Here is a 14,521-nt window from a genome sequence, read left to right on the forward strand (position 1 = left end):
CGCATCGCCTGACGGTATTCCATGTCCAACACTTCTCGCAGACGAGCCCTGTCATGAAATCCCCCGCCGGTTTACTGCTGTCGGCTATCGACATTGACCGCGCCAGCCCAATCCCGCTCTACCGCCAGCTGTATCTGCAGATTCGCAAACAGGTACTCGGTGGCCGGATCCAGGGCGGCGTACGCCTGCCGTCGACGCGGACATTGAGCAAGGAACTGGAACTGTCGCGGATCACCATCCTCAATGCCTTCGACCAGCTGATTGCCGAAGGTTTCCTGGCCTCGCGCACCGGTGCCGGCACCTATGTCAGCGACGAGTGGGAAAATCGCGGCAACGCCGATGAACAGCAGCGCCAGCCGCCACGCCTGTCTGACCTGAGCCAGTCCATGCTGTCGCTGCGCAGCGATCACTTTCGCGGGATGTCCTATGCCGACTGGGACCCCGCCGCCCCGGTCTCGTTCCTGCCCAGCCACAGCACCTACGACGCCTTCCCGCAGACGGTCTGGCGGCGCCTGATGAACCGCCATCTGCTCAAGCCGACAAAGGCGATGCTCGGGTACGGCGAACTGCAAGGCTTGCAGGCTTTGCGCACGGCGATTACCGAGTACGTCTTCGACGCCCGCGGCATCGACTGCACCGCCGGACAAGTGGTCATCGTTTCCGGGGCGCAACAGGCTTTCAACCTGCTGGGCATGTTGCTGCTCAATCCCCAGGACAGCGTCTGGATGGAAGACCCGGGCCACATCGCCGCGCGCATTGCCTTGCAGGCCCAGGGCGCACAGGTGGTGCCGCTGCCCATCGATGAGCAAGGCATCGACGTCGAACAGGGCCTGCGCGAGTGCCCCGACGCCCGCCTGGTGTTCACCACCCCGTCGCGCCAGCACCCCTTGGGCGTGACCTTGAGTTATGCGCGGCGCCAGGCCCTCATCGACTGGGCCGCGCAGCAGCAGAGCTGGATCATCGAGGACGACTGCGACAGCGAATTGCGCTACAGCGGTCGCCTGTTGCCGGCGCTCTATGCCATGGACCAGATGGCCCGGGTGATCTACGTCGGCACCTTCAGCAAGGTCCTGTTCCCGTCGCTGCGACTGGGTTACGTGATCCTGCCCCACGCTCTGGTCGAGCCCTTCTGTACCCTGCGCGCGGTGATGGATCGCAGCCCGCCCACGGTGCTCCAGGCGACCACCGCCGACTTCATGATCGAGGGTCATTTCCTGGGGCACATCCGCCGCATGCGTGCGCTGTATCAGGCGCGCCAGCAAGCGCTGGTGGAGCAGCTGGAAAAGCGCATCGGCAGGTTTTTCCGGATCACCCCGGTGGAAGCCGGCATGCACCTGATCGCCTGGCTGCCGGCCGGGCTCGATGACGCGGCCATTGCCCGGGATCTGGCCGGGCACAACATCCATACCTATGCCTTGAGCGACTACTGCATCGGGCGTACCCTGCCGCCGGCGCTGTTGATCGGTTTCGCCGGCACCCCGGAGCAGCAGGCAGCCGAACGCGTCGAGGCCCTGGCCCGGGCCCTGCGGGAGATGGGGCATCTGCCTGCGGCCACGTGAGGGTGGCAAGTGGTCTTATTAAATAGCTGATAGTGGATCTATCGAGAGTTCCTGACTGGCGCGATAAAGACCGCGCCGGGAGACCCGGTGTCTGAACCAGGAACGACGCTAATGAACAATAAGATCCAGGAACGATTCAGCGCCCTGCTGAACCACAAGGTGCAAGACGACAGCCCGGCCCCGGTGCTGACCGAGGCACTGGCCCGACAGCTGCTCGAACGCCTGGGGCAAATGCGCCTGTTTGCCCACGCCTATCCCTTGCTGACCAACCTCACCCACGGCCGCGTCACCCCCGCCGATCTGCTGGACTTCGCCTACCGCCACGAGCTTGCGGGGCTGAGCCTGCACTTGCTCGACGGCGAGGAAAACAGCCTGAGCCAGATGTCGCCCGCCCAGCTGCAAGCCTTCGCCGACAAGGCCAGGGCCCTGGGGCTGGATGTGCATCTGGAAATCAGCAGCACGTTGAAAAAGGATGTCGATCAGGTGGTTGCCATCGCCCTCGCCCTGGGCGTGCGCAACATCCGCGTCTACTCGCGTTACGAGGGGGCGCTGTCGCGGGTGATGGACGTGATCGAGACCGACCTGCACTACCTCGCGCAGTTGGCCGACGAGCACGACCTGTACTTCGATTTCGAGCAGCACGAAGAACTCAAGAGCGACGAGATCGCACATCTGCTCAAGCGCCTCGACCACCCTCGCCTGCATGCGCTGTTCGACTTCGGCAACATGATCAACGCCTGCGAACAGCCCCTGCAGGCACTGCGCAATCTGGCTCCGCATATTCGCCAGACCCACATGAAGGGTGTGCGGGTGGTGCCCGAGCAAAACGGTTTCGGCCATTACGGCGTCCTCCAGGGCAGCGCTGAAGACGACCTGCCCAGCCCGCGCATGCTGTTCGAACTGCTGATGCTCGGCGACGACGCCCCGCAGGTGATCGCCTTCATTCTCGAGCAGGAAAATCACTACGTCGCCCCGGCCTTCCGCCAGACCGATGAAGCGGCCGATCCGTTCATTGCCTACCGGGAAATGAGCGACACCCCGCTACCGCAGGGCTTTTCGCTGGAGCACATGCTGGCTGACGAACACCGCTGGGCGAACAACCAGGTCGCCTATGTCCGCGGTCTTCTGGCCGAATTGCGCACCCTGGCCGAAATGACCCTCTCTGTTTCAACCCACGCCTGATCCGACACGCCCGGAGAACAATAATGACAACGCAAAGCAAGGCCAAATGGCTCAGATTCCTGATCCTCATCCTGGGTGGCGGGACCATCTACAAACTGGCGAACCTCAAGGACGCCTTCTACGTCCCCATGCAGGAATTCATGGGCCTGAGCCACACTGAAATCGGCATGCTGCTGAGTGCCAACGCGATCATCGCCACCGCGCTGTTCATCGTCGGCGGCCTGCTCGCCGACCGCTACGACACGCGCAAGCTGATCCCCATCGGTCTGATCGGAACGGGCAGCCTGGGGTTGTATCTGGCGACCTTTCCGCCCTTCAGCAACCTGCTGATCGTATTCAGCCTGCTGGCGGTGTGCGCCGACTGCATCTTCTGGCCTTCGCTGCTCAAGGCGATCCGCAACCTGGGTGACGATCAGGAGCAAGGGCGGCTGTTCGGTTTGCTGGAGGGTGGGCGCGGCGTGGTCGATACCCTGGTCGCGTTTTCGGCGCTGGGTGTGTTCGTGGCCATGGGTTCGGGGGAAGCCGGGTTGAAGTCGGCGATCCTGTTCTACTCGGTCATCGACATCCTGGCCGGCAGCCTCACCTGGTTGCTGCTCAAGAGTGGCAGCGGACAGTCGGTGGCCAAACCGAAGAATGGCCTGGGAAACCTGCTTGAAGCGATCAAGGTGCCGGGGATCTGGTTGGTCAGCCTTAACGTGTTCATGGTCTACATCGTTTACTGCGGCCTGACCTATTTCATTCCCTACCTCAAGGAAATGTATGGCCTGCCCGTGGCACTGGTGGGCGCTTACGGGATCATCAACCAGTACTTCCTGAAGATCCTCGGCGGCCCGGCCGGCGGTTTCATCGCCGACACGCAGTTCAAGAGCACCAGCCGCTATCTGAAGTGGGCCTTCCTGGCACTGCTGCCACTGATGGCGGTGATCATCCTGATCCCGAAAAACCCGAGTTTCATCTACGCCGGCATGGCCGCGACCCTGTCCTTCGCCCTGATCGTCTTCTCGATGCGCGGCGTGTTCTGGGCGCCCATGGGTGAAGTCGGCATCCCCCAGCACATCACCGGCTCGGCCTTCGGCATCGGCTGCCTGATCGGCTATGCACCGGGCATGTTCGCCTATGTGATCTACGGCGCGATCCTCGACAGCTTCCCGGGTCAGCAAGGTTACAACTATGTCTTCAGCCTGATGAGCGTGTTGGCCGTCGTCGGGTTCGGGGTGTCCAGCCTGCTCTACCAATCGGTGCGCAAGAAGACTGCGGCAGCTGGCGCGGTGAGCCCGGCGCAGGCCTGACCACCATCGCGAGCAGGCTCGCTCCCACAGGGGATTGGTGGTGGATGCAGAGTTTGTATTCGCCACAGATCCTGTATGCCCGCGAAGGCCATGGTGAAAAGACGGACTTGAGCTAGCGTGAATGAACGGGGGCGCATGCCCCTGTCCTCAAGCCGCGCATCGGAGACGAGTGCACCATGGCATCGAAAAGGAAACCTTCCCGCGAGTCCGCAAGCAAAAGCAAATCGAACCCGATCTTCCGTTCCCGCGAGGAACGCATGGCCGACGGCAAGCGATTGCGTGAGCAGTTCCCCCGAGAAGAGCACGCCAGGTGGAAGTCGCCGGGGCGACAGCGGGATGTGATTGCGATTCTGGAAAAATCCAACCGCGACCGCCTCAAGGAGCTGGTGCCGATCCGCTACGGACGCATGTTGCGTACGCCGTTTACCTTCCTGCGCGGCTCGGCCGCCTTGATGGCCCACGATCTGGCGATGGGGCCGAACATCGGCGTGAACGTGCAGGCCTGCGGCGACTGTCACCTGCTCAATTTTGGCCTGTTCGCCACCCCCGAACGCAACCTGGTGTTCGACCTCAACGACTTTGACGAAACCCTGCCGGCGCCCTGGGAATGGGACATCAAGCGTCTGGTCGCGAGTTTCGCCGTGGCGGCGCGCGACGGCGGAGCGAATGACGCCCGGGCGCGCAGGATCGCGGTGGCCTGTGCCCGGTCCTACCGTGAGCACCTGCGGCGCTTTTCCAAGATGAAGCCGCTGGAGGTCTGGTACTCACGCCTGGACGCCGATGAACTGCTGGAGCTGGCGCCCGACGCCAAGGCCCTTAAATTCCGCCAGCAACTGTTCGCCCGTGCCCGTGAGCGGGTGATGGAAAGCGTCTTTCCGAAGATTGCCGGACAGGTCGCCGGGCATCCGCGCATCGTCGATCAGCCGCCGGTGATTCAGCACGTCGCGGATCCTGAGTTCATCAATCGTGTTCACGCAGGCCTTGCTGCCTATCGCGAAAGCCTGTCCGACGAGCGCCGGGTGCTACTCGACCGCTATCGCCTGGTGGACGCCGCGCTCAAGGTGGTCGGCATCGGCAGCGTCGGCACACGCTGCTACATCGCCCTGCTGTTCTCCGAGGAAAACCATCCGCTGATCCTGCAGTTCAAGGAATCCTGCCCCTCAGTGCTGGAGCCCTACGCGGGCAAAAGCCAGTACGACAATCAGGGGCAACGGGTGGTGATGGGCCAGCGGCTGATGCAGTCCTCCAGCGACATTTTCCTCGGCTGGGTGCGGGGTCTTGCCGGCTACGATTTCTTCGTGCGACAGCTGCGGGACATGAAGATGTCGGTGCCCCTGGAGAACATCAACGCGACCCAACTGGAGCGCTACGCCGAGTTCTGCAGCCTGACCCTGGCCCGCGCCCATGCCAAATCCGGCGACTCGGCGACCATCTCGGGGTACCTGGGGAAAAACGAAGTGTTCGATGAAGCGCTGGGGGACTTTTCGCTGCTCTATGCCGACCAGACGGAGCGTGATCATGCAACGTTGATGAAGGCGGCGCGTGCGGGGAAAGTGAATGTGATCTACGAAGAAGAATGAACACAGAACCTGTAGGAGCGAGCATGCTCGCTCCTACAGTTGAAGGTGTTTCACATCAGGCTGCGAAGCCGCCATCGATCAGCAGGTCCGCACCGGTAACGAAGGCCGCTTCAGGGCTCGCCAGGTAGGACACCATCCCGGCGATTTCGTCGGCCTTGCCGTGGCGACGGATCGCCATCAGGTCGTGCAGGCCGGCGCCGAATTCGCTGTTTTCCGGGTTCATGTCGGTGTCGACCGGGCCGGGTGCCACGTTGTTGATCGTGATGCCCCGTGGTCCGAGGTCGCGGGCCAGGCCTTTGACCAGGCCGATCAGCGCCGATTTGCTCATTGCGTAGACCGCGCCGCCGGCGAACGGCATGCGTTGGCCGTTGGTGCTGCCGATGTTGATGATCCGGCCGCCCTCTTTCATGTGCCTGGCCGCAGCCTTTGAGGCGACGAACACCGCGCGGACGTTCACGGCGATGGTGCGGTCGAAGTCTTCCAGGGAGAAGTCTTCCAGCAGGCCGGTGACCAGCACACCTGCGTTGTTGACCAGGATGTCCAGGCGGCCGAAACGCTCGGCGACGCTGTCGATGGCCTGGGTCAGGCCGGCGGGGTCGGAGGCGTCCGCCTTGATGGCGAAGGCCTGGCCGCCGCTGGTCTTGATTTCCTCCACCAGCGCTTCGGCGGCGATGGCCGAGGACAGGTAACCGATGGCGACCGTTGCGCCGTCACGAGCCAGGCGGCGTGCGGTGGCGGCGCCGATACCGCGGGAACCACCATTGATGAAAGCGACTTTACCGTTGAGTTGAGCAGTCATGATGTTGTCCTCTGGGTCTGTTTGGGTTGGGTTGCAGCGGGTTGGTGAACACATCATGGCCCTGGTGACTTGTTCTCGGTAGTCGTTAAAATGCGCAATCAGTTTCAACCAACGGTATAAGGCGCAGCCATGACTATCGAACTCAGCAGCTATCTCGATGCCTTCATTTGCGCCGCCGATGAAGGTAGCTTCTCCGCAGCGGCCCGTCGCATGGGTCTCACCCCGGCAGCGGTCAGCAAGAGCGTGGGCCAGCTGGAGGCGCGACTAGGGGTGCGGCTGTTCCAGCGCAGCACCCGCAGCCTGGCGCTGACATCCGAAGGCGAGCGGCTGTATGGCCAGGTGCGGCTGCCGTGGACCGAGATCGGCGATGCACTGACCGATCTGCGCCAGGGTGCGGGCAAACCGGCGGGCACCCTGAAGGTCTCGCTGGCCTATACCGTGGGCCGCGAATTCTTCGTGCCGCTGATGGATGAATTCGTGCGCCGCTATCCGGACGTGGTGCCCGATCTGCATTTCGATAACCGTCAGGTCGATTTGATCAACGACGGTTTCGACGTCGCCATCGGTGGCGGTCTCGAATTGACCGATGCGCTGATCGCCCGGGAGCTTTCGCATCTGCGCATTGCGCTGGTGGCTTCCCCGGCCTATCTGAAACAGCATCCGGCGCCTGCCCATCCTCTGGAACTGACCCGCCATCGCGGGCTGCTGCGTCGTTTGCTGAGCAACGGCCGGCTGGCGCCCTGGAAGTTGAAGAACGACGCCGGTGAAGAAGTGGTGGCCAGCGTGCGTCCGGTGATGGTGCTGGACGATCCGGAAGCCATCGCCCGCGCGGCCTCCACCGGCATGGGCATCGCCCTGCTGCCCCTGCCCCACGCCCTGCCGTTCCTGGAGCGCGGCGAACTGGTGCGCGTGCTGCCCCAGTGGTACGCCGAGGCCTCGCCGCTGTCGATCTATTACACCAGCCGCAAACTGCTGCCGGCCAAGGTGCGGGTGTTCGTGGATTATATCGTCGAGGAATTTCGTGCCAGCGGCAGTGCGGCGCGGTTTGCGCAGAAGTAAGACATGCCCCGGCTTGCTCGCGATGAACACCGGAACACCGCGGGGTGTCAGGGCGCCAGCGATATCGTTGACGACCATCGCATGCAGGCTCGCTCCCACAGGTTTCCCTGGGGACGGCGCCTACGCTTTCGCGCGTCGTGCAAAGCCGATCTTGATGGCCACCAACATTGGCGCGGCCACGGCGAACAACAGGGTCACGGCGAGGAAGGCGCTGTCAAAGGCGATCACCGTCGCCTGCCCCGACACCGCCCGCCCAAGCAGATTCGTCGCTGCCCGACCAGCAGTCACCGCGTCCATCCCTTTACTCATCAACATGCCCGCCGTGGAGGTCAGACGTTCGATCACCGCGGCGGCGCCGGGCGTCACGCTGGCGCCGAGGACCGAAACACTGTCAGCCACCTTGTGCTCGATCAACGTCTGCAACCCCGCCACCCCGAGCAATCCCCCCACCTGACGCCCGGTGTTGAACAGACCGATCCCGCCCGCCAGCTCACGGCGCCCGAGCCCGCCAAAGGCAATCAGGGTGATCGACAGAAACAGGAAACCCAGCCCCAGCCCCCGCAGGAGCACCGCAGCCATCATGTCGTCCGCACCGCTTTCACTGGTCGAGCCCGACAGCATCCACATCGCGACCATGATCATCAGGATGCCAAAGGGCACGGTGGCGAAAGGCGCAACACCGCGACCCTGGAACAGAAACGCCGCGATCAGCAACGCCACGACGAACAACCCGCCACTGGGCAAAAGCAACAAACCGGCTTCGGTGGGCGTGAATCCCAGCACCGACAGGGCGAATGCCGGGATCAGGAACGCACTGCCGAACAACGCGGCACCGGCGACGAAGCTGACGATGAAAGCGAAGAAAAAATCGCTGGATTGGAACAGGCCATAATCGAGCCAACCCCGACCCCGTCTCTGTTGCACGAGAAACGCCAGCAGCGTGACGCCACCGATCAGGCTCAGCCAGACAATGCGCGGTTCCTCGAACCAGTCCCAGCGTTCGCCCTGGCTGAGCACGTAGGTGAAGCAGAACAGACTGATCGACATCAGCAGCAAGCCAACCCCGTCGAACCGCCGCTGTCCGGTGCAGGCAGACGCCGGGCTGTCCACCATCAGCAGCAGCCCGCTCGCCGCCAGGCTCAGCGGCACCACACTGAAGAAGATCCACGTCCAGTCCTGGCTGTCGATCAACCACCCTTGCAGCGCCGGGGCAAAGGTCGCGGGCGCAACCACCGCGCCCATGGCGAACAGGGCCTGGAGGATCGGCTGGCGGGCGCTGGAAAAGGCGAAAAAGACCAGCGTCTGTCCCGCCACCAGCACGGTGCCGCCGGCCAGGCCCTGGAGACTGCGAAGCAGAATCAACAGGTCCAGCCGCGCGGTGACGGCGGCGATCCCGCAGGCCAGTCCCATCACCAGCACCGCGCCGATCGCTACCCGACGTGGATCGAAACGCTGCAGCAGCCACGCGGCAGTCATGAAGCCGATCAACTTGCACGCGGTGTAGCCGACGTCCAGCCAGGCAAACTCATCCGGTGTGGCGTAGGTGTCGCCGAGGATGTCACTGCGGCCGATGGTCAGCACCGTGCTGGCGATGGCTTCCGTCAGCGCAGCCAGGATGATTCCGGTCATGAGCAGCAAGCCCGTCGTACGGCTTTGCAGACTGGCGGCTGCGGTGTTCATGACTCGTCCCCATGCGCCACATCGACCCGAGCCGACAGCCCCGGCACGATGCGCCCAGGCAGCGGGTTGTTGGCCAGGCGGATTTTCACCGGCACGCGCTGCACCACCCGTACGAAGTTGCCGGTGGCGTTGTCGGCCGGCAACAGGCTGAAAGCAGAACCGCTGCCCGGCGCGAAGCTGTCGACCACGCCCTCAAGGGCCGTGTCGGGGTAACCGTCGACCCTGACCTTCACTCGCTGGCCGGGGCGGATGCCTTCGAGTTGGGTTTCCTTGAAGTTAGCCACGATCCACACGTTGTCGACCGGCACGATATCGAGTAGGGAAACCCCGGGCGTCACGTAACGCCCAAGCCGGATCTGCCGGTTGCCGACCACGCCATCCACCGGCGCGCGCACCACGGTGTGATCAAGATCGATCCGGGCCAGATCACGGGCGGCTTCGGCCTGGGTCACCGCCGCCACCGCGGCCTCGCGCTCGGCCACCAGCACGCCGATCTGTTGCTGCTGCGCCTCGACCGTCGCCGACGCCGCCGACACCGAGGCTTCGGCCCGGGAACGCGCGGTGCCGGTTTCATCCACCAGGGCCTGGCTGACCGCGTTGCTGACGATCAACTTGCGGCTGCGTTCATGAGTCTTGTTCGCCATGTTCATGTCGGCGTTGGCCGAGCGGCGCTGGGCTTCGGCCTGGCGGATCAGGGCACGCTGCAACTGGATCTGCGCATCGACGTGGGTCAGGCGCGCCTGGGCGGCACTGACGTTGGCGGCAGCCTGGGCAAGCCGGGCGCGATAGTCGCGGTCGTCGATGCGGAACAGGACGTCGCCGGCGCGCACGGTCTGGTTGTCCTCGACCTCAAGCGTCGTGACGTAACCTGCGACTTTGGCGGCCAGCGAGGTGACATCGCCCCGGACATAGGCGTTGTCGGTGGATGTCACGCCGCTGTAGAACGCCATGCTGCCCCATGCCGCTGCGGCCACCACGGCACCGATGCACAGCAACACGCCGATTTTTCTGCTTTTGCCGGGCCGCGCGCTGACGGTCGCGGTCTCGCTGCCGGCACCGGGGGCCATGGCAGTCTTGTCCTGGAGGCTGTTCATGTTTGGTCGCCCTCTCAATGCCCGGCCTGAGCCATCGACCGACCGAGCCAATCCTCGAAATGAATGGATCCCAACAGCGGGTCCCGGCCCGGTGTCAGCGACTGGTCGTCGAGCAAGGCACCGAAGTAGCGCGCATGAACATCCGGCACCACTTTGCGCTCGTCCCGGGTGATGCGCAGGAAGCGGCGGATCAGCTCATCGAGCGGCATCGCCTCGGGGCCGGCGACTTCTACGGTGCCGTTGACCGGCGGTTGCAAGGTGATGTCCGTCAGCGCCGCCGCCACATCGTCGGAGGCCATGGGCTGGATCAGCGCCGGCGACAGGAAGATCTGCTCGCCGACCGTGGACGACTGCGCGATGCCGCCGACAAATTCGAAGAACTGCGTGGCCCGAAGCACCGTGTAAGGCACGGCCGAGGCCTCGATCATCTGTTCCTGGGCGACCTTGGCCCGGAAGTAGCCGCTCTCGGGCAGGCGTTCGGTGCCGACCACCGACAGCGCGACGTGATGGCGAACGCCTGCGACCGCTTCGGCAGCCAGCAGGTTTTTCGTCGAGGCCTTGAAGAAATCGAGCACCGCCTGATCTTCCCAGACCGGGGCGTTGGACACGTCGACCACGACCTGCGCGCCCACCAGCGCCTCGGCCAGACCTTCGCCGGTAACGCTGTTGACGCCGGTCCTGGGCGACGCGGCGAGCGCTTCGTGACCGCGCTCACGCAGGTTTTTCACGAGTTTGGATCCGATGAGGCCGGTGCCTCCGATGACGACGATCTTCATGGCTGCTCTCCAGGGGGGCGACGGTCATCATTTGCCGTCGGGGTAGATGCAGATTGCTCCAGCGCCCTGAGCAAGTCCTTGCGCAGGCCTTGAGTTTCCCTTTGAAGAGTCTTGGATTTTCGTCCAACGCCTGCCTGCCGTATCATCGACAGCACGCACTCACGCCTGCTCGGACACGGAGTCGAGGGCATCCGCACAGGAGATTCTGACTTTGCCATTCGTGTTTGAAGATTTCGTACTCGATCAGGAGCGTCGGGAGCTGACCCAGCGCGGCCAGGTCGTGACCGTGGGGCCGCAGGTCTTCGATCTGTTGTTGCTGCTGGTCAGCAACCACGAGCGTGTGGTCAGCAAGGACGACCTGCTCAAGGCGGTGTGGGCCGGGCGCATCGTTTCGGAATCGACCATCACCAGCCACATCAACGCGGTGCGCAAGGCCATTGGCGATACGGGTGAGGAACAGCGTCTGGTACGCACGGTGGCGCGCAAGGGTTACCGCTTCGTGGGCCAGCTCAAGACGGATGAATCGCAGGCCCCGAGCGAGGCGCCTGACGTTGAAGAGCCCACGCCATTCGATCCACCGGCGCCTGCGCTGGTCCTTCCGGACAAACCTTCGATCACCGTCCTGCCCTTCCATAACCTCAGTGGCGATCCGGAGCAGGAGTATTTCGCCGACGGCATGGTGGAAGACATCATCGCCGCCCTCTCGCGCATCCGCTGGCTGTTCGTCATCGCGCGCAATTCCAGCTTCACCTACAAGGGCCGTTCGATCGATGTCAAAGGCGTCGGCCAGGAACTCGGCGTGCGCTATGTGCTGGAAGGCAGCGTGCGCAAGAGCGGCAACAAGGTGCGCATCACCGGGCAACTGATCGATGCCAGAAGCGGCACGCACATCTGGGCGGAACGCTTCGAGGGACTGCTCGATGATATTTTCGAGCTGCAGGACCAGATCGCCGAAAGCGTGGTCGGCGCCATCGCGCCGCAGCTCGAACGGGCGGAAATGGAGCGCGCCAAGCACAAGCCGACCGAGAGCCTGGACGCCTACGATTACTACCTGCGAGGCATGGCCAGATTGCATGTCGGCAGCCGGGAGGCGCTGGAGCAGGCGTTGCCGATGTTCTACAAGGCTATCGAGCTGGATCCGGAGTTCGCCTCGGCGTACGGCATGGCCGCCTGGTGCCATTTCTGGCGCAAATTGAATGGCTGGATGACCGACCGCGACCGCGAGATCGCCGAGGGCGTGCGACTGGCACGCCTGGCGGTGGAAATGGGGCGCGACGATCCCGTTGCGCTGACCCGCGCCGGGCATGCGCTGGCCCATCTGACCGGCGATCTGGACGGCGGCATCGCCCTGCTCGACCGCGCCCGACTGCTCACGCCCAATCTGGCGTCGGCATGGTTTCTCGGCGGCATTCTGCGCACGCTGCGCGGCGACAGCGAATCGGCCATCAAGGACCTGACCCACGCCGCACGCCTGAGCCCCGTCGACCCGGAGATGTTCAGAATGCAGGTGGGCATGGCCCTCTCGCACTTCTTCGCCGGGCGTTATGAATGCGCCACGGAATGGGCGGAAAAAGCCCTGAGAAACCTCCCGACCCTGCTGCCTGCCGCAGCCCTGGTGACCGCCTGCCATGCCCTGAGCGGACACCTGGACAAGGCGGCACAGGCAATGCAGCGCCTGCATGAACTGGATCCAGGATTGAGGCTCTCCAGGCTCAAGGACTGGCTGCCAATCAAACGCCCGGAAGACCTCGAACGGTTCACCGAAGGCCTGCGCCTGGCAGGGCTGCCAGAGTGACCCCGATACCCGTAGGAGCGAGGCTTGCCCGCGAAGAGGCCGGCACACCCAACATCAACGTCGGCCGACATATCGCTTTCGCGGGCAAGCCTCGCTCCTACGGGTATCGGGATAACGCTGGCAGCCTGGCAACCTGCGGTGCCTGTCGTTCATCGCGAGCAACCTCGCTCCTACCGGGGGTACCCCATGCAGCCTTTGACTGCCCGCGAGATTTATCAGCAATTGCGCGACGTCGCCCTGGAAGTCCGCGTTCTGAAAAGACTGGAAGAAGGCTGCAGATCCGGCCCGGTACAGGTCGATATCGAAGGCTGGCAATTGACGCTGGATGTGGACGGCGAGCACTTGCGCCACTGCCTGCATTGTCAGAACCCGGAGGGTCGGGTGTTCGATGGCGGGCGACGTTTCGGCACCGATCCGGTGAGTCTGCTCAGCACGTGGGAACTGGCGCAGATCGAGCGTCTGCTCGCCGCCGGCTGACCCGTCGGTTCATTTGTGTATCGACAATGACACTCTTGAACTATCGTTCATCTGGCTCGGCTGTGTTACATAACGGCCTGAGTGCTCACGTGTCCAAGAGGTTTGCTTATGTTTCACTGCCTACGCCTGCCGCAACTGCTGACCTGCGCCCTGTCCTGCCTGCTCGCCGGTACCGTCCACGCCGCCGCGCCCTCTCCTGCACCTGAAGCCTTGAAACCGTTGCTGGCCACGATCAACGAGCGCCTGAACATTGCCGACCAGGTGGCGCTGACCAAGTGGGACAGTGGCAAGCCGATCCAGGACACCGCACGCGAAGCGCTGGTGATTTCCAATGCCAGGCAGCAGGCCACCGAGCACAAGCTGAATCCGGATGAAGCCGCCGACCTGGTCGCCGCCCAGATCGAAGCGAACAAACTGGTGCAATACGGCCTGATCGCGCAGTGGCAAGCCGCGCACCGGGCGCCCGACGTACCGCGCCCGGACCTCAACAAGCTGCGGCCGAAGCTGGACAAGCTGCAAGTGCTGATGTTGCGCCAATACGCCGCCTTCGTCCCCTACCGCGTCGACCCCGAATGCCCGGCCTGGCTGGCCGAACAACGCTCCGGCCTGATCAAGGATGCCCTGCATGGCCAGGCGCTGATCCGCGCTACCGGGGAGTTGTGCGTCACCGACCAATAGCATCTCGCTCCTGCAGGGGGTCGTGCATCGACCATTGACTGCATCAATAGTCACCATTAATTCAATGAAGTTCTCTTAAAAACTGCGCGGCGTAACATCTGCTCCATACCAACCAAGAACACCCCGGAGCACACGATCATGAAACGCCAGACCCTTCTCAGCATCGCTTTCTCGGTTTTCGCAGTTAACGCTTTCGCCGCTACCTCCGTTCAACCCGTAGTCGCCGAAGGCGGCTCGGATCGTCTGATCGAAAGCCGTGTGGCTGAAGGTGGCTCTGACCGCCTGATCGAAAATCGCGTTGCTGCCGATGGTTCTGACCGCCTGCAAGGCAACACTGTCGCCGCCGACGGTTCTGACCGCCTGCAAGGCAACACTGTCGCCGCCGATGGTTCTGACCGCCTGCAAGGCAACACTGTCGCCGCCGATGGTTCTGACCGCCTGCAAGGCAACGCTGTCGCTGCCGACGGTTCTGACCGCCTGCAAGGCAACACTGTCGCTGCCGATGGTTCTGACCGCCTGCAAGGCAACACTGTCGCCGCCGATGGTTCTGACC

The 14,521-nt window shown here is 63.6% G+C and carries 13 protein-coding genes; 9 read left to right on the plus strand and 4 right to left on the minus strand.

The window, feature by feature from the left end; all coding sequences use genetic code 11:
• Positions 1 to 53: 53 nt before the first annotated feature.
• From HNO86_RS28385 to HNO86_RS28400, 4 genes are all read left to right on the plus strand, one after another.
• Positions 54 to 1,559 carry a PLP-dependent aminotransferase family protein gene (locus HNO86_RS28385; RefSeq protein WP_175380247.1) on the plus strand — a complete coding sequence of 502 codons (1,506 nt, stop codon included), beginning with the start codon at positions 54 to 56 and terminating at the stop codon, positions 1,557 to 1,559.
• 111 nt (positions 1,560 to 1,670) lie between these two features.
• The gene (locus HNO86_RS28390; protein ID WP_175380248.1) at positions 1,671 to 2,741 is read left to right on the plus strand and encodes a sugar phosphate isomerase/epimerase; all 1,071 of its coding nucleotides are present in this window, start codon (positions 1,671 to 1,673) and stop codon (positions 2,739 to 2,741) included.
• A gap of 23 nt (positions 2,742 to 2,764) precedes the next feature.
• Entirely contained in the window at positions 2,765 to 4,030 is a 1,266-nt protein-coding gene (locus HNO86_RS28395) for an MFS transporter (protein ID WP_175380249.1), read from the plus strand.
• 176 nt (positions 4,031 to 4,206) lie between these two features.
• The gene (locus HNO86_RS28400; protein WP_175380250.1) at positions 4,207 to 5,610 is read left to right on the plus strand and encodes a DUF2252 domain-containing protein; all 1,404 of its coding nucleotides are present in this window, start codon (positions 4,207 to 4,209) and stop codon (positions 5,608 to 5,610) included.
• 55 nt (positions 5,611 to 5,665) lie between these two features.
• On the opposite strand, the gene HNO86_RS28405 is transcribed toward HNO86_RS28400, so the two are convergent.
• Complete coding sequence (locus HNO86_RS28405; protein WP_175380251.1) at positions 5,666 to 6,409, minus strand: SDR family oxidoreductase; 744 nt, start codon at positions 6,407 to 6,409, stop codon at positions 5,666 to 5,668.
• 129 nt (positions 6,410 to 6,538) lie between these two features.
• Here HNO86_RS28405 and HNO86_RS28410 point away from each other — a divergent pair, with 129 nt between their 5' ends.
• Positions 6,539 to 7,468, plus strand: a complete 930-nt coding sequence (locus tag HNO86_RS28410) for a LysR family transcriptional regulator (protein ID WP_175380252.1) — start codon at positions 6,539 to 6,541, stop codon at positions 7,466 to 7,468.
• Between the two features lie 120 nt (positions 7,469 to 7,588).
• Here the strand turns inward: HNO86_RS28410 and HNO86_RS28415 are convergent, their stop codons facing one another.
• From HNO86_RS28415 to HNO86_RS28425, 3 genes are read right to left on the minus strand one after another with little or no spacing between them, the layout of a single operon-like run.
• Complete coding sequence (locus HNO86_RS28415; RefSeq protein WP_175380253.1) at positions 7,589 to 9,148, minus strand: DHA2 family efflux MFS transporter permease subunit; 1,560 nt, start codon at positions 9,146 to 9,148, stop codon at positions 7,589 to 7,591.
• A complete protein-coding gene (locus HNO86_RS28420) occupies positions 9,145 to 10,242 on the minus strand; it encodes an HlyD family secretion protein (protein WP_175380254.1) in 1,098 nt (365 codons plus the stop codon). Before HNO86_RS28420 ends, HNO86_RS28415 begins: the two co-directional genes overlap by 4 nt.
• A 14-nt stretch (positions 10,243 to 10,256) precedes the next feature.
• Positions 10,257 to 11,018, minus strand: a complete 762-nt coding sequence (locus HNO86_RS28425; protein ID WP_175380255.1) for an SDR family oxidoreductase — start codon at positions 11,016 to 11,018, stop codon at positions 10,257 to 10,259.
• Between the two features lie 211 nt (positions 11,019 to 11,229).
• Between HNO86_RS28425 and HNO86_RS28430 the strand changes: the two genes are divergently transcribed.
• The 4 genes from HNO86_RS28430 to HNO86_RS30400 form a co-directional block, all read left to right on the plus strand.
• A complete protein-coding gene (locus HNO86_RS28430) occupies positions 11,230 to 12,813 on the plus strand; it encodes a winged helix-turn-helix domain-containing protein (RefSeq protein ID WP_175380256.1) in 1,584 nt (527 codons plus the stop codon).
• A 186-nt stretch (positions 12,814 to 12,999) separates the two neighbouring features.
• Positions 13,000 to 13,290 carry a hypothetical protein gene (locus tag HNO86_RS28435; protein ID WP_175380257.1) on the plus strand — a complete coding sequence of 97 codons (291 nt, stop codon included), beginning with the start codon at positions 13,000 to 13,002 and terminating at the stop codon, positions 13,288 to 13,290.
• Between the two features lie 108 nt (positions 13,291 to 13,398).
• Positions 13,399 to 13,968, plus strand: a complete 570-nt coding sequence (locus tag HNO86_RS28440; RefSeq protein ID WP_175380258.1) for a chorismate mutase — start codon at positions 13,399 to 13,401, stop codon at positions 13,966 to 13,968.
• A gap of 138 nt (positions 13,969 to 14,106) precedes the next feature.
• On the plus strand, positions 14,107 to 14,521 hold a 415-nt coding region (locus HNO86_RS30400; protein ID WP_256672823.1), incomplete at its 3' end, for a hypothetical protein.

Source organism: Pseudomonas sp. C1C7, assembly GCF_013359595.1.
In the GTDB taxonomy this organism is placed as follows: Bacteria; Pseudomonadota; Gammaproteobacteria; order Pseudomonadales; family Pseudomonadaceae; genus Aquipseudomonas.